General features: G+C 74.0%; 18 protein-coding genes. 8 read left to right on the top strand and 10 right to left on the bottom strand.

Annotation, left to right across the window (positions count from 1 at the left end):
• Window positions 1–155: 155 nt before the first annotated feature.
• From ACU6P3_RS30055 to ACU6P3_RS30045, 3 genes are all read right to left on the bottom strand, one after another.
• On the bottom strand, window positions 156–1,118 hold the full coding sequence (locus ACU6P3_RS30055) for an electron transfer flavoprotein subunit alpha/FixB family protein (protein WP_352085751.1): 963 nt from the start codon (window positions 1,116–1,118) through the stop codon (window positions 156–158).
• Window positions 1,119–1,211: 93 nt separating this feature from the next.
• Window positions 1,212–2,006, bottom strand: a complete 795-nt coding sequence (locus ACU6P3_RS30050) for an electron transfer flavoprotein subunit beta/FixA family protein (protein ID WP_344280677.1) — start codon at window positions 2,004–2,006, stop codon at window positions 1,212–1,214.
• 218 nt (window positions 2,007–2,224) lie between these two features.
• Window positions 2,225–2,542, bottom strand: coding sequence for a TlpA family protein disulfide reductase (locus ACU6P3_RS30045; protein ID WP_030740962.1), 318 nt, complete (start codon window positions 2,540–2,542; stop codon window positions 2,225–2,227).
• A 390-nt stretch (window positions 2,543–2,932) separates the two neighbouring features.
• On the opposite strand from ACU6P3_RS30045, the gene ACU6P3_RS30040 reads away from it, so the two are divergent.
• Window positions 2,933–3,661: a lysophospholipid acyltransferase family protein gene (locus ACU6P3_RS30040; RefSeq protein ID WP_447194969.1), complete on the top strand. Its 729-nt coding sequence runs from the start codon at window positions 2,933–2,935 to the stop codon at window positions 3,659–3,661.
• A gap of 97 nt (window positions 3,662–3,758) precedes the next feature.
• Here the strand turns inward: ACU6P3_RS30040 and ACU6P3_RS30035 are convergent, their stop codons facing one another.
• The 4 genes from ACU6P3_RS30035 to ACU6P3_RS30020 all read right to left on the bottom strand — a co-directional run bounded on the left by ACU6P3_RS30035 (window position 3,759) and on the right by ACU6P3_RS30020 (window position 8,003).
• Window positions 3,759–4,457, bottom strand: coding sequence for a B3/B4 domain-containing protein (locus ACU6P3_RS30035; RefSeq protein WP_447194968.1), 699 nt, complete (start codon window positions 4,455–4,457; stop codon window positions 3,759–3,761).
• A 293-nt stretch (window positions 4,458–4,750) separates the two neighbouring features.
• Window positions 4,751–5,839: a threonine aldolase family protein gene (locus tag ACU6P3_RS30030; RefSeq protein ID WP_447194967.1), complete on the bottom strand. Its 1,089-nt coding sequence runs from the start codon at window positions 5,837–5,839 to the stop codon at window positions 4,751–4,753.
• Window positions 5,818–6,579 (bottom strand): SDR family NAD(P)-dependent oxidoreductase, encoded by a 762-nt coding sequence (locus tag ACU6P3_RS30025; RefSeq protein ID WP_447194966.1) that lies wholly within the window; start codon window positions 6,577–6,579, stop codon window positions 5,818–5,820. The genes ACU6P3_RS30030 and ACU6P3_RS30025 overlap by 22 nt, the downstream gene beginning before the upstream one ends.
• Window positions 6,580–6,605: 26 nt before the next feature.
• A complete protein-coding gene (locus ACU6P3_RS30020) occupies window positions 6,606–8,003 on the bottom strand; it encodes a DUF6421 family protein (protein WP_447194965.1) in 1,398 nt (465 codons plus the stop codon).
• Between the two features lie 245 nt (window positions 8,004–8,248).
• Between ACU6P3_RS30020 and ACU6P3_RS30015 the strand changes: the two genes are divergently transcribed.
• Entirely contained in the window at window positions 8,249–8,932 is a 684-nt protein-coding gene (locus ACU6P3_RS30015; RefSeq protein ID WP_447194964.1) for a glycerophosphodiester phosphodiesterase, read from the top strand.
• A 116-nt stretch (window positions 8,933–9,048) separates the two neighbouring features.
• On the opposite strand, the gene ACU6P3_RS30010 is transcribed toward ACU6P3_RS30015, so the two are convergent.
• On the bottom strand, window positions 9,049–9,600 hold the full coding sequence (locus ACU6P3_RS30010; protein WP_447194963.1) for a GNAT family N-acetyltransferase: 552 nt from the start codon (window positions 9,598–9,600) through the stop codon (window positions 9,049–9,051).
• A 302-nt stretch (window positions 9,601–9,902) separates the two neighbouring features.
• Here ACU6P3_RS30010 and ACU6P3_RS30005 point away from each other — a divergent pair, with 302 nt between their 5' ends.
• From ACU6P3_RS30005 to ACU6P3_RS29990, 4 genes are all read left to right on the top strand, one after another.
• A complete protein-coding gene (locus tag ACU6P3_RS30005) occupies window positions 9,903–10,592 on the top strand; it encodes a DUF5134 domain-containing protein (RefSeq protein WP_447194962.1) in 690 nt (229 codons plus the stop codon).
• Window positions 10,593–10,705: 113 nt separating this feature from the next.
• Window positions 10,706–11,641 (top strand): M56 family metallopeptidase, encoded by a 936-nt coding sequence (locus tag ACU6P3_RS30000; protein ID WP_344280650.1) that lies wholly within the window; start codon window positions 10,706–10,708, stop codon window positions 11,639–11,641.
• Between the two features lie 348 nt (window positions 11,642–11,989).
• A complete protein-coding gene (locus ACU6P3_RS29995) occupies window positions 11,990–12,682 on the top strand; it encodes a phosphatase PAP2 family protein (RefSeq protein WP_447194961.1) in 693 nt (230 codons plus the stop codon).
• A gap of 19 nt (window positions 12,683–12,701) precedes the next feature.
• Complete coding sequence (locus tag ACU6P3_RS29990) at window positions 12,702–13,412, top strand: HAD family hydrolase (RefSeq protein ID WP_447194960.1); 711 nt, start codon at window positions 12,702–12,704, stop codon at window positions 13,410–13,412.
• 392 nt (window positions 13,413–13,804) lie between these two features.
• Here ACU6P3_RS29990 and ACU6P3_RS29985 read toward each other — a convergent pair whose 3' ends face one another.
• Window positions 13,805–14,842 (bottom strand): coiled-coil domain-containing protein, encoded by a 1,038-nt coding sequence (locus tag ACU6P3_RS29985; RefSeq protein WP_447194959.1) that lies wholly within the window; start codon window positions 14,840–14,842, stop codon window positions 13,805–13,807.
• 96 nt (window positions 14,843–14,938) lie between these two features.
• On the opposite strand from ACU6P3_RS29985, the gene ACU6P3_RS29980 reads away from it, so the two are divergent.
• The gene (locus ACU6P3_RS29980) at window positions 14,939–15,073 is read left to right on the top strand and encodes a hypothetical protein (protein WP_344281300.1); all 135 of its coding nucleotides are present in this window, start codon (window positions 14,939–14,941) and stop codon (window positions 15,071–15,073) included.
• A gap of 155 nt (window positions 15,074–15,228) precedes the next feature.
• On the opposite strand, the gene ACU6P3_RS29975 is transcribed toward ACU6P3_RS29980, so the two are convergent.
• Window positions 15,229–15,828: a hypothetical protein gene (locus ACU6P3_RS29975; protein ID WP_447194958.1), complete on the bottom strand. Its 600-nt coding sequence runs from the start codon at window positions 15,826–15,828 to the stop codon at window positions 15,229–15,231.
• A 160-nt stretch (window positions 15,829–15,988) separates the two neighbouring features.
• Here ACU6P3_RS29975 and ACU6P3_RS29970 point away from each other — a divergent pair, with 160 nt between their 5' ends.
• Entirely contained in the window at window positions 15,989–20,386 is a 4,398-nt protein-coding gene (locus tag ACU6P3_RS29970; RefSeq protein WP_447194957.1) for an HAD-IC family P-type ATPase, read from the top strand.
• The last annotated feature ends 54 nt before the right edge of the window (window positions 20,387–20,440 follow it).

Raw genomic sequence — 20,440 nt, 5'->3', positions numbered from 1 at the left:
CGGTGTCTGGTGCGTGCGATCGCAAGGCGGAGGATCGTCCTCGTACTGGGACGTACTTGGACGACTCCGACAACGCAGCAGGGGGCACCTCCCAGCGGTAGCCGGGGGAGTGCGTGCCAGGCGTCGCCGGCCAGGCGGGACTTTCGCAACACGCCCTAGCCCTTGCGGGCCTTGATCTCCTCGGTCAGCTGCGGGACGACCTCGAAGAGGTCGCCGACGACGCCGTAGTCGACCAGGTCGAAGATGGGGGCCTCGGCGTCCTTGTTGACCGCGACGATGGTCTTCGAGGTCTGCATGCCGGCCCGGTGCTGGATCGCGCCGGAGATGCCGGAGGCGATGTACAGCTGCGGGGAGACGGACTTGCCGGTCTGGCCCACCTGGTGGGAGTGCGGGTACCAGCCGGCGTCGACCGCGGCGCGCGAGGCGCCGACGGCCGCGCCGAGCGAGTCGGCCAGCGCCTCGATGATCGCGAAGTTGTCGGCGCCGTTCACACCGCGGCCGCCGGAGACCACGATCGCCGCCTCGGTCAGCTCAGGGCGGCCGGTCGACTCGCGCGGCGTGCGGGAGGTGATCTTCGTGCCGGTGGCCAGCTCCCCGAACGCCACCGTCAGCGGCTCCACGGTGCCCGCGGCGGGGGCGGCCTCGACCGGCGCCGAATTGGGCTTGACGGTGATGACCGGGGTGCCCTTGGTGATCCGGGAGGTGGTGGTGTACGCGGCTGCGAACACCGACTGGGTGGCGACCGGGCCCTCCTCACCGGCCTGGAGGTCCACCGCGTCGGTGATGACGCCCGAGCCGATCCGGACCGCGAGGCGGGCCGCGATCTCCTTGGTCTCGCCGGAGGAGGGGAACAGGACGGCGGACGGCGAGACCGACTCGTAGGCGGCCTGGACCGCGTCCACCTTGGGCACGACGAGGTAGTCGGCGAACTCGGGGGCGTCGGCCGTGAGCACCTTGACCGCACCGTGCTCGGCGAGGGCCGGGGCGGTCGCCTCGGCGCCCGCCCCGAGGGCGAGCGCGACGGGCTCGCCGAGGCGACGGGCCAGGGTCAGCAGCTCCAGAGTGGGCTTGCGGACGGCACCGTCCACGTGGTCGACATAGACGAGGACTTCAGCCATGGGACTTCTTCTCTCCTGCGGTGCTGGTGGTCGTGAGGGTGGGAGTGACGGGAGCGGGCCGGCCGGGCCGCCGGCAGCCGTCGGACCGCGTCGTCAGACGAACTTCCGCTCCGCGAGGAAGGCCGCGAGCTGCTTGCCGCCCTCACCCTCGTCCTTGACGATCGTTCCGGCCGTGCGGGCCGGCCGCTCGGTGGCGGAGTCGACCTTCGTCCAGGCCCCTTCGAGGCCCACCTCGTCCGCCTCGATCTCCAGGTCACCCAGGTCCCAGGCCTGCACCGGCTTCTTCTTGGCCGCCATGATCCCCTTGAAGGAGGGGTAACGGGCCTCGCCGGACTGGTCGGTGACGGACACGACGGCCGGCAGGGACGCCTCCAGGCTCTCGCTCGCGCTGTCGCCGTCCCGGCGGCCCTTGACCGTACCCCCGGCACCGCCCTCGACCGAGACCTCGGAGAGCAGCGTGACCTGCGGGACGCCGAGCCGCTCTGCGAGCACCGCGGGCAGCACACCCATCGTGCCGTCGGTGGACGCCATACCGCAGATCACCAGGTCGTACCCGGTCTTCTCGATGGCCTTGGCCAGCACCAGTGACGTGCCCAGGACATCGGTGCCGTGCAGGTCGTCGTCCTCGACGTGAACGGCCTTGTCGGCCCCCATGGACAGCGCCTTGCGCAGCGCGTCCTTGGCGTCCTCCGGACCGACGGTCAGCACCGTGATCTCCGCGTCGTCCGCCTCGTCCGCGATCTGGAGCGCCTGCTCGACCGCGTACTCGTCGAGTTCCGACAGCAGCCCGTCGACATCGTCGCGGTCCAGAGTCAGGTCATCGGCGAAATGGCGGTCGCCGGTGGCGTCGGGCACGTACTTCACACAGACAACGATCCTCAAGCTCACGCCGGCTCTCCTACTGCATCGTTATTTCCGGGCTGCCTCGTTGCACGCAGCATAGGCGCCTTGTCAGGCGGTTTCCGGCCGGAAGACCGGTGCACCCGCGATAAATATTACTCGCCAGTACACCCAGATGGTTCCCGCTGAGCAAGCGCTTCGCACTGTGACCTACCCAACGCGAGCAGCCGGAAGCGGACAGGCGCGCGCCCGGGAAACCGAGCGCGTCAGACCGCCTCCCCCAGCGCGGCGATCACGTCCGCCGTGCGCGGCTGCCCGGTGGCGCGCCGTACGACGCGGCCCGCCGCGTCGAGGACCAGCACGGTGGGCGTCGCCCGGATCCCGAGTTCCCGGACCAGGTCGAGCCGGGACTCGGCGTCGAGTTCGACGTGTGCGACCCCGGGGACCATGGCGGCCACCTCGGCGAGGACGCGCCGGGTCGCCCGGCAGGGCTGGCAGAACGCGGTGGAGAACTGGACGAGGGTGGCCCGCTCCCCCGGCGCGGCACCGAGTTCGGCCGCCCCGAGCCGACGCCGTTCACCCAGGCTGCCGTCCGGAGCCGGGTCGGACGTGCGGTTCCGCCCGCGCTCCGCCCCCGATTCGACGGCGATGCCGGTGCCGATGTCGGTGTTGACGTGTCGCTCGTACGCCACCCCTACCACCTGTCCCCTTCCCTGTCCGCCGGTCCGCGATCACAGTGCCTCTCGCCTTCGCCCAGCGCCCGCCGGAGCGCTCACTATTCCCCGCCGTACCGCCCTGACGTCAGCGAACGTAAGCTGACGGACACGCCGACGTGACAAGAATCTCGCCGTACGAGCAGACCGGGGCTGGCCTCGAAGGCTCGTATGCGGCACGATCGGCCCAATGCCGCAGACCTACGGCTGCGTAACTTCCGCCGGGAGAACCCTGCCCGGGACAAGAAGGGTTTCCACCAGATGGCAGAGCTCGTCTATCGGCCGGTCATCGGCGCTGCCCGCACCATGTTCAAGGCGCTGGACCTGAAGATCGACACCCAGGGTTCCGAGCATGTCCCGCGTACCGGCGGGGCCGTGCTCGTCAGCAATCACATCAGCTATCTGGACTTCGTGTTCGCCGGACTCACCGCCCTCCCGAACAAGCGCCTGGTGCGGTTCATGGCCAAGGAGTCGGTCTTCCGGCACAAGGTCTCGGGTCCCCTGATGCGCGGGATGAAACACATCCCGGTGGACCGCAAGCAGGGCGAGCACGCCTACGCGCATGCGCTGGACTCACTGCGCTCCGGAGAGATCGTCGGGATGTTCCCCGAGGCGACCATCTCCCAGTCCTTCACCCTCAAGAGCTTCAAGTCGGGGGCGGCGCGGCTGGCGCAGGAGGCCGGTGTGCCGCTGGTGCCGGTGGCCCTGTGGGGCACGCAGCGGCTGTGGACCAAGGGCCGGCCGCGCAACTTCAAGCGCCAGCACATCCCGGTGACGATCCGGGTCGGCGAGCAGATCGAGGCGGCGACGGACCAGTACGCGGGGGCGATCACCCGGCGGGTGCGCGAACGGGTGCAGGAGTTGCTGGAGGCCGCGCAGCGGGCCTACCCGGTACGGCCGAAGGACGCCCACGACACCTGGTGGGTGCCCGCACACCTCGGCGGTACGGCACCCACGCCGGCCGAGGCACGCGCGGCCGAGGCGGGCTGAGACCTCCCGGACCTGGTCCCGGCCCGACGGAAACGCCTCTCCCCCGGGCCCGGACCACGGGCCGCGCCAGGAGCCGGTCGACGGCGGGGCGCCCGGCTCACTCCACCTCGTGGACCGTGATCCGCGCCCCGGGGCTCAGCTTCTGGAGCGACTCCGCGAGCTCGGCGCCCGCCGCCTCGAGCGCTTCCCGCGTGAGCGGTGCGAGCCCCTCCAGCAGGAAGACCGCGTTCACCGACTCCTCGGTGAGCCGGGTACGCACACCCTGGCGCCAGTTCCAGCGCCGGCAGGTGACGCCCGCGTCGTCGCACCACACCACCTCGCCGGGCTCCGGGCGCTCGATGACCTCCTCGCCGCCCGCGACGGTGGCGAACGGCTCCTCTCCGGTCGCCCGCACGAGCCGCATACCGCCCGCGATCCGGTCGGCGTCCTCGCCGCCGACGGGGATCAGATGCGCGACGCTGACGGCGTTGTACAGGTCGACCAGCAGGTTGATCCGGGGCAGCCCGCCGTCCGACAGGGCGCGCCTGGCGAGCGCCTCCGCCGAGTTGCGGGTACGGGACGGCTTGGCGCCGAAGGCCGCGTAGGCCTCGCGCCAGGCGGCCAGGTGCGGGTCCTCGTGCGGGGCGCGCCCGTCCAGGCGTACGGCGAGCCGACGCGCCGCGTCGTCCAGCAGGGCGGAACTCTCCTCCGTACCGGCCCCGTTGACCAGGCCGTGGGCCTCGACGGCGAGGTGGGCGAAGCCGGGAGCGAGGGTACGCACCTCGTCGGACACGGAGAGCTTCAGGGGAGTGGTCATCGTTTGTCGTGCCTCGCTGCGTTCGGAAAGGGTGGGCTCCGGGCGCCGCAGGCCGGCGTCGGAGCGAGGTCGGCAGCGTCCGCCAGAGACGGGTCCGGTCCACGGCGGCCTTGAGCACGCTCAGAACGGCCGGGCGTGGTGCATCGAACAGTACCGGATAGTCCAACTCATTGCACTCCGCCCGTACGGTCCAGGCGGGCCCGCAGCGGGGCGGTCGGCGCGTGGGCCTTGGCGTGGCAGACGCCGGTCCGCAGCGCGAGGACGTCCCCGCATGCTCGTGCGACCCCCTGGCGTCAGGCGGCCATCTCCTCCTTGAGCGCCTGCACGAAGGCGTCGATGTCCTCCTCCGTCGTGTCGAAGGCACACATCCAGCGCACGTCCCCCGCCTTCTCGTCCCAGAAGTAGAAGCGGAACCGCTCCTGGAGACGCCCGGCCGCGTCGTGCGGCAGTCGCGCGAAGACCGCGTTGGCCTGGACGGGGTGAAGGATCTCCACGCCGTCGACCGCGCGCACGCCCGCCGCCAGGCGCTGGGCCATGGCGTTGCTGTGCCGGGCGTTGCGCAGCCACAGGTCCTTCGCCAGCAGCGCCTCCAACTGCACGGAGACGAACCGCATCTTGGACGGCAGTTGCATGGACAGCTTGCGCAGATGCTTCATCGCCCGCGCCGCGTCGGGGTTCAGCACGACGACGGCCTCGCCGAAGAGCATCCCGTTCTTCGTGCCGCCGTAGGAGAGGACGTCGACACCGACGGCGTTGGTGAAGGCGCGCATCGGGACGTCCAGCGACGCGGCGGCGTTCGCTATCCGCGCACCGTCCAGGTGGACCTTCATCCCGCGTTCATGGGCGTGCTCGCAGATGGCCCGGACCTCGTCGGGCGTGTAGACGGTGCCCAGTTCGGTGCTCTGGGTGATCGATACGACCTGCGGCATGGCCCGGTGCTCGTCGTCCCAGCCGTACGCCTGCCGGTCGATCAGCTCGGGCGTGAGCTTGCCGTCCGGTGTCGGTACGGTCAGCAGCTTCAGGCCCGCCACCCGCTCAGGGGCGCCGCCCTCGTCCACGTTGATGTGCGCGGTCTCGGCGCAGACGACCGCGCCCCGGCGGTCGGTGAGCGCCTGGAGCGCGACCACGTTGGCGCCGGTGCCGTTGAAGACGGGGAACGTCTCGGCACCCGCCCCGAAGTGGCTGTGCATGATCCGCCGGAGGTGGTCGGTGTACTCGTCCTCGCCGTAGGCGACCTGATGGCCGCCGTTGGCCAGGGCGAGGGCGGCGAGCACCTCGGGGTGGGCTCCCGCGTAGTTGTCGCTGGCGAAGCCCCGTACCTCGGGGTCGTGGTGGCGGCGCGCGTCGGTCGTGCGGGGCCTCACGGCTCGGGGGTCAGCCACAGTCGGTTTCCGTTCACTCGCCGGGCGGACAGGTCCCAGACTTCGACGATGGCCTCGGCCAGGTCCTTGACGTCCGTGAAGCCCGCGAACTTCGCGTTCGGGCGCTCGGCGCGCATCGCGTCGTGCACCAGTGCCTTGACCACCAGGATGGCAGCGGCCGCGCGGGGCCCCTCCTCGCCCCCCTCCCTGCGGAAGTCGTCGGCGAGCGCCTGCGTCCACGCCTCGGCCGCGGCCTTGGCGGCGGCGTAGGCGGCGTTGCCCGCCGTCGGCCTGGTCGCGCCCGCGGCGCTGACCAGCACGAAGCGGCCCCGGTCGCTGCGCAGCAGGGCGTCGTGGAAGGCCAGGGAGGTGTTCTGCACGGTCCTGACCAGCAGCTTCTCCAGCAGGAACCAGTCCGCGGGGTCGGTGTCGGTGAACGAGGCGCTGCCCCGCCAGCCGCCCACGAGATGGACCAGCCCGTCGATCCGGCCGTGCTCCTTCTCGGCCTTGTCCGCCCAGGCCCGCGCCGCGGCGGGGTCGAGGAGGTCGACGGTGTCCCCGATGACGACCGCGCCGTCGTGCGCGGACCGGGTGGCGTCGACAGCTTCGGCCAGCCGGGCGGCGTCCGCGTCCGCGGCGACGACGGTGGCGCCCGCCTCGGCCAGCCGGAGCAGGGTCGCCCGCCCCGCCGGGCCCCCGGCGCCGGCCACCGCGACGACCGCGCCGTCCAACCCGCTCCCCTTTCCGTCGCTGTCGCTCATGTCCGTCGTCTCCCGTCCGCGGGCGCTCACGCGGCCGCTCGATCGATGGTTGTCGCGGTGATGCCCTTGGTCGAGGCGACCACCTTCCTGAGCTTCTTGGCGAGCGCCTCGTAGAACATGCTGAGCGGAAACTCGTCCGGCAGCACGTCGTCGACGAGCTTACGGGGCGGCAGCGACAGGTCCAGGGCGTCGGGACCCTTGGCCCAGCGGGAGCCGGGGTGCGGGGCGAGGTACGTGGAGACCAGGTCGTACGCGGCGAACCAGTGGACGAGCTTGGGACGGTCGATCCCGGCCCGGTAGAGGTCCTCGATCTCCGCGCAGAGCCGCTGGGTGACCAGTGGCGCCCGTTCCCAGTCGATGCGCAGGGTGTTGTCGGTCCAGCGCACCACGTCGTGCCGGTGGAGGTAGGCGAACAGGAGCTGGCCGCCGAGGCCGTCGTAGTTGCGCACCCGTTCCCCGGTGACCGGGAAGCGGAACATGCGGTCGAAGAGCACGGCGTACTGGACGTCCCGGCCCTGCGCGACGCCCTCCGACTCCAGCCGCACGGCCTCACGGAACGCCGTGAGGTCGCAGCGCAGCTCCTCCAGTCCGTACATCCAGAACGGCTGCCGCTGCTTGATCATGAACGGGTCGAACGGCAGGTCGCCGTGGCTGTGGGTGCGGTCGTGGACCATGTCCCAGAGCACGAACGCCTGCTGGCAGCGGTCCTGGTCGGCGATCATCTCGCGGATGTCGTCGGGGAGCTCGAGTCCGAGCGTGTCGACGGCGGCCCCGATGACCCGGCGGAAGCGGGCGGCCTCCCGGTCACAGAAGATCGCACCCCAGCTGAACCTCTCGGGAGCTTCGCGCACGGCGATCGTCTCCGGGAAGAACACCGCGGAGTTGGTGTCGTAGCCGGCGGTGAAACCCTCGAAGGTGATGCCGCAGAAGAGCGGGTTGTCGTACCGGGTGCGCTCCAGCTCGGCCAGCCACTCCGGCCAGACCATGCGCACCACGACCGCCTCGAGGTTGCGGTCCGGGTTGCCGTTCTGCGTGTACATGGGGAAGACGGCGAGGTGCTGGCGGCCGTCCGCCCGGTGCGCCGCGGGCTGGAACGCGAGCAGCGAGTCCAGGAAGTCCGGCACGCCGAAGCCGCCCTCCGCCCATCGCCGCAGGTCCGTCACCAGCGCGGAGTGGTACGCCGCATCGTGCGGGAGCAGCGGGGAGAGCCGCTGGAGCGCGGCCACGACCCGGTCGAGCGCCGCCTCGACGGTGGCGCGCCCGGGCGCGCCGTCCGCGGCGAGGTCGATCGAGCCGTCCTCGGACTGCCAGGGACGGATCTCCTCGACCGCGTCCTTGAGCTCCGGCCAGGCCGGGTGGTCGACCACCCGTGGGGCGTCGTGCATTCCGGGTTCGGCCCCGGGCCGCACAAGGATGTCCGTCATGTCACTTCCTCCACGGGAGAATCTGGCGTCAAGGCACCGTATAGGCCGTTCGTTCTTCTATACAAGCGCACCTTGGGGAAATCCTCCTGTTGAACCCCTCGATCACCGTTGATTTTCCTGTCGTACGACCGGGAGACACGTGTATCCCTCACCTGTCGAAGGCTCCGGCGCGGGGCGGGCCGGGCGTCGCGGTGAGGGACTAGGCTCCCGGGCGGGATTCAGCGTCGACGGAAGTGAGATCCGCCTTGAGTTTCCTCACCATCGGCCATCGCGGAGTGATGGGTGTCGAACCGGAGAACACCCTGCGCTCCTTCGCGCACGCCGAGCGCGTCGGCATGGACGCCATCGAGTTGGACCTGCACCTGAGCAAGGACGGCGCTCTCGTCGTCATGCACGACACGGACGTGGACCGTACGACCGACGGCACGGGCGCGATCGCCGACCGGACGCTCGCCGAGCTGCGCGAGCTGGACGCGGGGCAGGGCGAGCGCGTACCGGTCTTCGAGGAGGTCCTGGACGCCGTGGGATCTCCGGTCCAGGCGGAGATCAAGGACGTGGCCGCCGCCCGCGCGCTGGCCGAGGTGATGCGCCGACGGAAGCTGGTGGAACGGGTGGAGGTTTCGTCGTTCCACGACGAGGCGGTCGCCGAGATCAAGTCCCTGGTGCCGGGGGTACGGACCGTACTGATCGCCAGCCGCTGGGGCGCCGACGTGGTGGACCGCGCCACGGCGGTGGGGGCCGAGCGGCTGGCGCTGAACATCCGCAGGCTGACCCTGGAGACCGTCGAGCGCGCCCGCGCGGAGGGGCTCGAGATCATCGGCTGGGTCGTGAACACCTCGGATCACCTGCGACTGGCGCGGGCCTTCGAATTGGACGCGGTGACCACGGACTTCCCCGAGATCCGGCACGCGACCAGGCAGTCGGCCTGAAGCCGCCGCCGACGGCGGACCGGGCTTGGAACGGGAGCGGTCCGCCGCCGGTCCCGGCGCCCCCGCGCCGGCCGGGCGGGTCAGGACGGGCGGACCGGGTCCGGCGGCGGTGCGAATCAGGCCGCGAGGGGCTTGACCAGCAGCTCGAAGGCCAGGCCCGGGCGGCGCGGGACGCCGAAGCGCTCGTCGCCGTACGGGAACGGGGACACCTCTCCCGTACGGCGGTAGCCGCGCCGCTCGTACCAGGCGATCAGCTCCTCGCGCACCGTGATCACGGTCATCCGCATCTCCCGCGCTCCCCAGCTCTCCCGGGCGGTTCGTTCCGCCTCGGCGAGCACCTTCCGGCCGAGCCCCGCGCCCTGCGCGCCGGGCCGTACGGCGAACATGCCGAAGTAGGCGGTGTCCCCCTGGCGTTCGAGCCGGCAGCAGGCGACGAGCGCGCCGTCCCGCTCGACCGCCAGCAGCCGGCTGCCGGGGGACTCGATCGCCTCGAGAACGCCCTGCGGATCGGTCCGCTGCCCGTCGAGGATGTCCGCCTCCGTGGTCCAGCCCGCCCGGCTGGACTCGCCCCGGTAGGCCGACTGCACGAGCGCGACGACCGCTTCCGCGTCGGCCGCCGTGGCGTTCCGGTAGATGAGGTCGTCGGCGGTGCGCGGCGCGGTGTCCATGGGCTCGGTCTCCGTAGTCGGGTGGCGCGGTGTGTTTCCTCGCGCACAAGGCGACGGCGCCGACGGTGCGGTCTCCCGGCCGTTGCGGCGCACGGTCGTGGCGCGCGGCATCGTGTGCCCCGCGTCCGTCGTGTCGGTCGCGGGTGATCGAGGAAGCCTAACCGCACGGCGCGCACGCCCGGATGGGCGCCCTTCGTCCGCCCGCCGCGCTCCCCTTGTGACCCTCTGCGCTCGTATGCGCACCGGGCACGAGGGGCAGGAAAAATCACGACACCATCCGAACGGGGACGGGGAGGCGCGCGATGCACGGACCGACAGCGGCCGGCTGGCTGCTCGTCGCGCTGTGCGCGGCGTCCGGAGGGTACTGCCTGCTCCGATGGCGCGCCGGTCCGAGCGGACGGGGTGACACGGCCGGCGGTGAGGCGGTGATGGGATTCGGTATGGCGGTCATGGCGGTACCGGCCGCCGCGCTGACGCCACCGCGGGAAGTCTGGCTGGTGTACGCGGTGGTGTTCGGCGGAGCGGCACTGCACGCGCTCGGTCACGGCCCGCGCGCTTCGGGGCACCGCCTGCACCACCTGATAGGCACGCTCGCCATGGTCTACATGGCCGGTGCGATGGCCGCCGCGCCCACCGAGGCGCACGGCGCGGCGGCGGGACACATGCCGTCGGGGGCGCCGCTCGTCACCGGTGTGCTGCTGACGTACTACACGGTCTACGTCCTGCGGGCGGGCACACGCCTGCTTCCGGTGGCGGTACCGGCCGGGCCCGAGGACGTGGGCCCGGTGGGCGGAACGCCCCGTGGTGACATGACCGGCGGCATCACGCGGGGCGCGGTCGCCGGCCGCGGGGTGACCGGTGACGTGACGGCCCGGGGCGGAGCGACCGGCGGTGGGACGGCTGTGGTCCCGTGGGGCGCGCGGGCCGAACTGGCCCTGGCCTGCCGGCTGTCCATGGGGCTCGCCATGCTGGCGATGCTCCTCATCCTCTGACACTCCGCCACCCGACACGACGACCGCCGTTTGTCCAGGATGAAACGTGTCGTAGGTCACTTGACGGTTCAGGGCATACCCCTGAGGATCAGGACCCTCATAGTCTGTCGTCCATGATGGTCTCCCTGGCGCTGCTGTCGCTCGGCGCACTGGCCGCCGTCGTCGCCCCGCGGCTTCTGTCGCGTGCCGAGTGGCCGGACCGAGAGCCCGTGGTGGCGCTGTGGGTGTGGCAGTGCGTGGTGGCGGCCGTGCTGCTGAGTTTCGCGCTCTCCATGGTGTTCAGCGCTGCGGCGGCCTGGCAGGCCGTCAGGGGCCATGTCTTCGCGCCGGCACCACGCGGGGTGGTGGAGGCGTACGCGCTCACCGCGCACGGGCCGTGGTCGGCCGTGCTCGCCGTCCTGCTGGCGAGCGGCGGTGTGTGGACGGCGGCGATGCTCACCCGCGAGATCCACCGGGCGCGCCGCAGGCGGCGGCAGCGCCGGGCCGAACTTCTCGTCCGCGCCCCGGTCCTGCCCGGCGAGGAGCCGGGCGACGAGCCGCTGGTCGTCCTGGAGGGCGAGCGTCCCGACGCCTGGTGGCTGGCCGGTGCCGCGCCGCAACTGGTCATCACCACGGCCGCGTTGCGTCGCCTGAAGGGCCGTCAGCTCGATGCCGTACTGGCGCACGAGCAGGGTCACGCGCGCGCTCGGCACGACTGGCTGCTGCACTGTTCGGGCGCTCTGGCGAACGGCTTTCCGCAGGTGCCGGTGTTCGCGGCGTTCCGCGACGAGATGCACCGGCTGGTGGAGCTGGCCGCGGACGACGTGGCCTCCCGCCGCTTCGGGCGACTGACGATCGCCCTCGCCCTGGTCGAACTGAACGAGGACCGTGGCGTGTTCGGGCCCGCCACCACCCCGCAGGCACAGCTGTCGCAGCGCGTGAATCGGCTGCTGTCGCCCGTGCCCCGGCTCACCGCGGGGCGCCGGCTGCGCCTGACGGCCGCCGCGGCCGCGGTGCCCGCGATCCCGCTGCTGGTGGCTTTCTTCCCGGCGCTGCGCGCACTCGGCTGACACGATTCGTCGTGCGCGACGCACCTGGTCCAGTGCCGCGACCGGCAAGGTTCGCCCGTCAAGGAGCGCCCGCCGCGCAGCGTCCGATGTCGCTCTCGGCGGCGACACGGCCGTTCCCGCCCGCGCGCGGATGACCAAGCCCTGCCTGCCAACCTCCCTGTCTCCGGACGCTGTTGGGGGCCTTCGAGACCCGGCGGCGAATCTCCGCCGGTGACTCGCCTCCGGTCCCCCGGCGACCACCTCGGCGCGACGCACCGGACGCCGTCGGCCCCGCGCTCCGGGACGGACGGCGCTCTTTTCGCGACACGCCCTGGCCCGGCACGTACGCCGTCGGCGAAGATCGGCTCCATGCACTCCGCACCTGCTCCCGCGCCCGCCCCTCCGCCTCCGGTCCGTCCTCGGCGGGTCACTGCCGCCCGCGCGGCCATCGTGCTCGGCGCCGCGTCCGCCGTGCTGGTGGCGCTGGTGGCGGCCAAGTGGGGTCCGTTGTACTCCTTCGACCGGACGATCGCCGTCGGGCTGCACCGGCAGGCGGTCGCCGACCCGGGCCTCACCCACGCCAACCGGGTGCTCACCGACTGGGTCTGGGACCCCTGGACCATGCGCGCGCTGACCGCGGTCGCGGTGGTCGTGGTGTGGCTGCGGCGGGAACGACTCCTCGCCCTGTGGGTCGCGGTGACGAGCGGGGTGGGTGCGGGCGTCTCGCAGGCGATGAAGTCCGCCGTGGGGCGCTCGCGGCCGCACTGGCCCGACCCGGTCGACTCCGCCCATTTCGCGGCCTTCCCCTCGGGACACGCGCTGACGGCGACCGTGACCTGTGGGCTGGTGCTGTGGCTGGTACGCCGACACGGTGTGTCCGGCTGGGCATGGGCCACGATCCTGGCCCTCGCGGTCGTCTCGGTGGTCGGAGTGGGGTTCACCCGGATGTGGCTGGGCGTTCACTGGGGCTCCGACGTCCTGGGCGGCTGGCTGGTCGGCGGCCTGCTGGTCGCGCTGTCCGTGGCCGGGTACGAACGACTGGCCTTGTCCCGGGCGCGATGACTTCGCGAGGATCGGACGCATGACCTACAAGGGTGTGCTCTTCGATTTCTCCGGAACCCTCTTCCGCATCGAATCCGCCGGATCCTGGCTGCGGGCCGTGCTCGACGAGGCGGGCATCGTCCTGCCGCCCGAGGAGGTACGGCGGTACGCGATGCGGCTGGCCGTGGCGGGCGCGCTGCCCGGCGGCACCGCCCCTCAGCAGGTGCCGCCGGACCTGGCCGAGGTATGGGCCACCCGCGACGAGAGCGCGGAACGGCACCGGGCCGCGTACACCGGGCTGGCCAGGACGGTGCCGCTGCCCTCCCCCGCCCTGTACGACGCGCTGTACGAACGCCATATGACTCCGGACGCCTGGCGTCCGTACGCCGACGCCGCCGAGGTACTGAGCACACTGCGGCGCGAGGGCATCGGTGTCGCGGTCGTGAGCAACATCGGCTGGGACCTGCGGCCGGTCTTCCGGGCCCATGGCCTGGACACCTGGGTGGACACGTACGTGCTCTCCTACGAACACGGCGTCCAGAAACCCGACACGCGCCTGTTCGCCGCGGCCTGCGAGCTGCTCGGCCAGGATCCGCACGACTGCCTGATGGTGGGGGACGACCGGCGGGCGGACGGCGGAGCGGTCGAGTTGGGCTGTTCCGTGCACTTCGTGGAGCATCTGCCGGTGGAGGAGCGCCCGGCCGGGCTGCGGCCCGTGCTGGAGCCGGCGAGCCGGGGGCCACTGCCGTAGGCGCGGGTCCGCCGTCACGGTCCCGCCCCGGGCCGACCGCGAATCCGAGGGGCGCGGCGACCGCGCGGGCACCGGCGGCGACCGGCCGCGGTGTCCGGGGCGAGTCGCCGGGCCTCGCGGCCCCGGGGCGGGCGGCCGACGGGCCGTCACCGACCCCGACGCCGGGCCGAGCCCGGCCCACCGGCCGCCGGCCCCGGGGCGGGCGGCCGACAGGCCGTCACCGACCCCGACGCCGGGCCGAGCCCGGCCCACCGGCCGCCGGCCCCGGGGCGGGCGGCCGACAGGCCGTCACCGACCCCGACGCCGGGCCGAGCCCGGCCCACCGGCCGCCCCCAAGCGCCTGGTCCCGCGTGCGTACGGCGACGGCACGCGGGCCGCGGCGTGCGACGACCTCAGGGGCCGTCGGCCGTGAGGCGTTCGACGACGGTCGCCGCGTCCCGGGCCGTGCGGCGCGCGTCCCGTACCACGCGCTCGGCCTCCCGCGCACGGGAGCGGGCGTCGCCCACCTCCCGCCGCGCGGTGCGGTGCTGTTCCTCGGTCTCCTCGAGCCGCTGTCTCAGGTCCGCGGCCCGACGGTCGGTCTCCTCCAACGCGACCTGGGCCCGGTCCCGCTCCGCCTCGGCCCGCCGGAGTCGGCCGGTCAGCGAGGTGACCTCCCGCTCGGCGGCCCGGGCCGCCTCACGGGCGCGGGCGAGCTCCGCCCGGCGCTGCTCCTCGCGCCGCCGCCCGGCCCGTCGCCGGCGCGCCTCGTCCAGGTCGCCGACCATGGCCGCCTCGCTCTTCCGGTCGGTTCGGCCGTTCCGACCGTTCCGGCTCTTCCGACCGGCGGGGACCGGCCCGGACGTGGGGGCCGGGGCGGCGGCGCGGGCCGCGGTGAAGCCGACCGGCGGGCTGAGCGGCCTGGCCAGCCGCCCCGCCGCCCAGCGCTCGGCCGCGTCCTGGTCGGCGAGGACCGCGTGCAACGTGGTCTCGACCTCCCGTCGCGCCTGCTCGCCCACCGGCTGCCCCGCGTCGGCCGCCAGCTGACGTGCCTGGCTCGCCAGCGCCGTCACCAGGGCGTGCCGCCCGCGGGACAGCTCGCGCAACCGCTCCCCGTCCAGCTCCTGGTGGGCGTGGCGCAATGCCCGGCCGAGGTCGACCAGCGGCTCGACCTGGTCCGCCCGTTCGCGTACGAGGAGGTTGCTCGCCCAGGCCGACAAAGTCGGCCGGCGCAGCGCCCGGATCCGGTCCGCGAGGTCACGACCCCCGGCCTTCCGTGCCTCGGCCGCGCGGGCGTCGCGGGCCGCGACGAACTCGCCCGGCAGCAGCCCGTACAGCTCATCGGCGACCTCCTCCAGGTCCGTCGACCGGCCCTCGTCCCGCGTCGTGCGCGTCCTGGCGGGCCGTGCGCCCGTGGGCCCACCGCCTCCCTTCCCGGACTCGTTCGTCATGACGTGTTCACCTGGTGTTCGGTCGTCGTCCGCCACCTCGAAGCCTGTTCCGCCCACAAAGGGAGGAAAGGACACCACGGACAGAAAGGGCGCCCCATGCCCGCCATTCTCGGCTCGATCCTCACCAAGCTGGCACTCGCGGCGATCGAGGCGGTCGTCACCCGCGCGCTGACGCGGCTGTGGACGGACTACGCGCACTCACGGCGCGCCGCCGCGCCGGCCTACGCCTGACGGCCGGCCCATCGGCCGCGGCCGGCCCGTCCGCCGACCCGTCCACCGACCACGGCGGCCCCGCCGGAGCCCGTCCCGGGGCGGCCCGGCGGACGGTGCCGCCGGGCCGCCGGGATGCCGCCGGGTGGAGCGGGAGGCCGGTATCGCCCTCCCTGTCACGCCTTCGCGGTCCGCTTCCTCGCGCCGCTCCGCGTGCCGGACGTCGTCGCACTCCCCGTCCCACCCCTGGAGCCGCTCCTCGCGGTGGTCTTCGCCGTGGTCTTCGCGGCGGCCTTCGTGCCGCCCCCCGCACCCGCGCCGGCCTCGGTACCGGACCGCGCCCCGCCACCGCGCCGCCGGGACGTCGCCGTCGACGCGGCTCCGCCCTCCTCCGAGCGCTTCGCGGCACGCCCGTCCCCGTTCCCCTCCTGGCGCCGGCCGCCGCGGGCGACCACGGTCGCCGCCCCGATGGCCAACGCCACCGGCCAGTCGACGGCCCCGAAGACCGCGAGGGCACCGAGCCCGCCGTAGAAGGCGAGCCGCTTGGGCGGTGGCATCGACGGCATCGACGCCTTGGACGGCATGGGGGGCACCAGCTTCGATCCGGCGGCGCGCGCGTTGGCGGTGACGTCGCCGGGGGTGAGGTACGGGATGGGCAGCTCCGCGTGGAGCGTGTGCATCCGCAGACCATCACCGTCGGACCGGTTCCCGTCCGGGTGCTTCTTGCCCGCACTCCCCCGTTTGCCCCCGCGTGTGGTCGCGGTGTCGTCTGCCATATCGGCCACCTCCTTGAGGATTTGTCCTTTTTATACTACTTTTCCACCATATCCGTGCCGTGCGCCCCGGGCCGCCGACGGCCGTCGGCGAGGCGCGGTCCGCGCCGGACGCCGCTCCACCGGCACCCGGGCCGATCAGCCGAAGGTGGAGGGTCAGCCCTTGAGAATCCCGGGACTCGGCGCGTTCAGGGCAGTCGGACGGCCCGTCGGCACCCTGCTGGAAGCCTTGATCACTCCTCTCTCGCCGCGTCCCCACCCACGGGTACGGATGCTCCACCGCCAACGGGTGCATCTGGCGGTACGGGGCCTGCGGGGAGCGTCGGGCGTCAAGCTCGCCGAGCACGTGGAGCGACAGCTTGCCGAGGTGCCCGGGGTGCGGTGGGCGGCGGTGAACGCGGTCCTGGAGGCCGTGGTCGTCGCCACCGAGGGCCCGGCGGACGAGGAGGCGACCGTACAGGCGCTGATCGACGTGGTCGAGGCGGCGGAACAGGCCCACGACACCGCCCGCGGGCCGTTGCCGCCCCACCCGGTCTCCCCGGAACCGGCCGGCCGGGCCGCCTGGGCCATGGCGAGCCAGGCCATGGCCCTGCCGGTGGCGGTCCTCGCCCGCCTGACCCGGAGCGCACCCCTGCCCCTCGAAGTGGCCTCGTTCGTCACCATCGTGGAGACCCAGCCCCGCCTGCGGCGCATGGTGTCGCGGATGGTGGGCGAGCGGAACACCGCCGTGGTGCTCGCCACGGTCAACGCCGCGGCCCAGGGCAGCGCGGGCGGATTCCTGGGCCTCTCGGTCGACGTCGTACGGCATGCCATGCGCACGGCCGAACTCAACGCCCACCGCGCCTCCTGGACCACGGCCGAGCCGGAGCTGGCCGGAGCCCCGCACCTGGCCGGGGCCGAGTTCCAGGACCTGGCACCCCGGCCGGTACCGCTGCGGCCGGGCCCCGTCGAGCGGTACGCCGACACGGCCGCCGTCCTCGCCGGTCTGACCTTCGCCGGGGCGCTGGCGGTCACCCGGCGGGTGCCCGACGCGGCGACCGCCTCGCTCGCGGCCATCCCCAAGGCTCCCTGGCTGGCCCGGGAGGGGTTCGCCTGCGCCCTCGGCGGCGCCCTCGCCCACAGCGGCACCCTCGTCGCCACCCCGGAGGCGCTGCGCAGGCTCGACCGGATCGACACCGTCGTCCTCGACACCGCCGCGCTGACCACCGGGGCGCACGCCCTCGCCACGCTCGTCCCGCTGGACGCGGACGGCGCCGCGGGGCAGCTCGCGGCCACCGCCCACCGCCTCTTCGACCCGGAGCACCCCGAACGGCTCAGCCGGGACCGCGAGGACGGTGAGGGCTGGTGCCTCGGCCCGGTCGACCGGCTCTCCCTGCGCGGCCGCACCGGGGCCCGGGCCCGGGCGCGACTGGAGCGGGAGGGCGCCGCGCGGGTGCTGGGCCTGGCGCGTGAGGCACGGCTGATGGCGGTGGTCGGCATCGTGCCGGAGGCGCACGAGGCCGCCGAGGCGCTGGTGGGCGCCGCCCGGCGGGCCGGACTGCGGGTACTGGCGACGGGCGAGGGCGCCCCCGCCGTGGTGACCGGGGCCGACGGCACCGTCCCCGGCGGCTTGCGGCTCACCGCCTCCGTACGCGAGCGGCAGGAGGACGGCGCGGGGGTGCTGCTGATCTCCCGGGACCGCGTGGCGCTGGACGCGGCCGACGTCGGCATCGGCATCGCGGGCTCGGAGGGACAGCCCGCCTGGGGGGCCCATCTGCACACCGCCGACCCCGGGGACGCCGTGGTCGTGGTCGAGGCGTGCGGGGTGGCCCGCCGGGTCTCGCGGCGTGGCGTCTGGTTGTCCAAGGGCGCCGCGGGCCTCGGCGGCACGATGACGCTCGCCGGGCGGACGGGCACGCAGGGCGTGCGCAGCCTGGCGGCCGTCAACTGGTCCGCCGCGCTCGGCCTGGCCTACGGGGCCTGGTCGGCGGCCGAGCTGCTGCGCCGACCGCCGGCCCGCGTGGCGTCCCGGCAGCCCTGGCACGCGATGACCCCGGAGACGGTCCTGGCCAGAACGGGCAGCACGGGGAACGGTCTGAGCGAACGCGAGGCCCTGGACCGCTCCGAGCGGTCGGGCGACCGTCCCGTGCGGCCCACCTCGCTGCCCCGCGCCGTCGCGACCGAGCTGGCCAATCCGCTCACGCCGGTGCTGGTGGGCGGCGCCGCCCTGTCCGCGACGGTCGGCGGCGTGCTCGACGCGGCCATCGTTCTCGCCGTCACCGGAGTGTCCGGGCTCATCGGCGGCACCCAGCGCCATGTCACCGACCGGGCGGTACGGCGGCTGCACGAGCGCTCCGCCGTGCGGGCCCGGGTGGTACGCCGCGGCGAGGAGCACGTCATCCCGGCCGAGGACCTGGTCGTGGGCGACGTCGTCGCCGTCTCCTCCGGCGATGTCGTCCCCGCCGACTGCCGGCTGCTGGACGCCCACGGTGTGGAGGCGGACGAATCGGCGCTGACCGGGGAGTCCCTGCCGGTCGCCAAGACGGTGGACCCCGTGCTCGCCTCCGATGTGGCGGACCGTACGTCCATGCTCTACGAGGGCACCACCGTGGCCGCCGGCCGGGCCCGCGCGGTCGTCGTGGCGACCGGCGGGGCCACCGAGGCCGGACGGGGCGCCGGCGCGGCCCGGGGCGCGCCGCCCCCGGTGGGGGTCGAGCACCGGCTCGCGCGGATCACGAGGACCACCCTGCCCCTCGCCCTGGGCTCGGCGGGCGCGGTGCTGGCGGCCGGGCTGCTGCGCGGCCGGCCGGTCAAGGAGACCGTCGGCGCGGGCGTCGGCCTCGCCGTGGCGAGCGTGCCGGAGGGGCTGCCGTTCCTGGTTTCCGCGGCCCAACTCGCCGCCGCCCGAAGGCTGTCCGCCGTGGGGGTGCTGGTCCGCGACCCGCGCACCATCGAGGCGGCGGGCCGCGCGGACGTGCTGTGCTTCGACAAGACCGGCACGCTCACGCACGGCCGGATCGAACTCGCCGAGGTGGTCGCGTACGGCGACCCGGAGGCCCGGCCGCCGGAACGCCTCGGGCCGGGGCACCGGGCCGTGCTGGCGGCCGGGCTGCGGGCCACCCCCCGGCCGCGCGGCGGCCGCAAACTGGAGCACTTCACCGATCGCGCCGTGACGACCGGCGCCGAGCGCGCCGGGGTGGCCCGTACCGAAGGGGCACGCGGCTGGCGGCGGACCGCCGGCCTGCTGTTCGAACCCAGTCGCGGCTTCCACGCCACTCGGGCCCACGGCGACGGGCAGTGGCTGCTGTCGGTCAAGGGCGCCCCCGAGCGGGTCGTCGAGCGCTGCTCCCTGAGCCGCGCGGACAAGGACGCGCTCCTCGCCGAGAGCGAGCGGCTGGCCGCCCGGGGCCACCGGGTCCTGGCGGTCGCCGAGGCGCGCGGCGGGAAGGGCGGCCCGCTCACCGACGACACGGTGCGCGGACTGGACTTCCTCGGCTTCCTCCTGCTGAGCGACAAGGTCCGCGTGGGCGCGGCCCGTTCGGTGCGGCAGCTGGCCGAGGCCGGCGTGCACATCGTGATGATCACCGGGGACCACCCGCAGACCGCCGAGGCGATCGCCCGGGAACTGAACGTGGTCGACGGCCGCCGGGTCGTCACCGGCGCGGATCTGGACGCGCTGGACGACGACGCGCTCGACGAGCTGCTGCCGCACGTCGGTGTGGTCGCCCGGGGCACCCCCACCCACAAGGTGCGGGTGGTCAGGGCGTTCCAGCGGCTGGGCCGTACGGTCGCGATGACCGGCGACGGCGCCAACGACGCGCCCGCGATCCGGCTCGCGGACGTCGGTATCGCCCTCGGCGCCCGCGCCACCCCGGCCGCCCGCGCCGCCGCGGACCTCGTCGTCACCGACGACCGGCTGGAGACGATCCTGGCGGCGCTGGTCGAGGGGCGCGCGATGTGGGCCTCCGTGCGCCAGGCCCTGGCCATCCTGCTCGGCGGGAACCTCGGCGAGATCGGCTTCACGGTCCTCGGCGCCACCGTCACCGGCGCCTCGCCCCTGACGGCCCGTCAGCTCCTGTTGGTCAACCTCTTCACCGACCTCGCGCCCGCCATCGCCGTGGCCCTGCGCCCGCCGGGGGAGGACGCGGCCGAACGGCTGCTCCAGGAAGGACCCGAGTCCTCGCTCGGCACCGCCCTGACGGACGAGATCACCGTACGGGCCGTGACCACCGCCCTCGGCGCCACCGCCGCGTGGCTCGCGGCCCGCGCCACGGGCCGCCCCGCCCGGGCCCGTACGGTCGCCCTCGCCGCGCTGGTGGGCACCCAGCTCGGTCAGACCCTGCTGGTCGGGGGGCGCAGCCTCGCCGTCCTGGCATCCGCGGCCGGCTCCATGGCGGCGCTCGCCGCGGTCATCCAGACGCCCGGCGTCAGCCACTTCTTCGGCAGCACCCCGCTGGGCCCGTTCGGCTGGTCGATCGCCCTCACCGCGGCCACGGCGGCCACCCTCGCGTCCGTCTTCCTCCCCCCGGTGGCCCGGCGCGCCCGGACGGTTCTGGCCTCCCTCCCCGCGTCGGCCTCCTGATGAGGGCGCGCCCGGCGCGCCGGGCGCGCCTTCCGCTCCGCGCGGCCTCCGGGT

Source organism: Streptomyces hebeiensis, assembly GCF_052983195.1.
The sequence above is the reverse complement of the archived record's forward strand: the minus strand, read 5'-3'. Positions and strand labels throughout refer to the sequence as shown.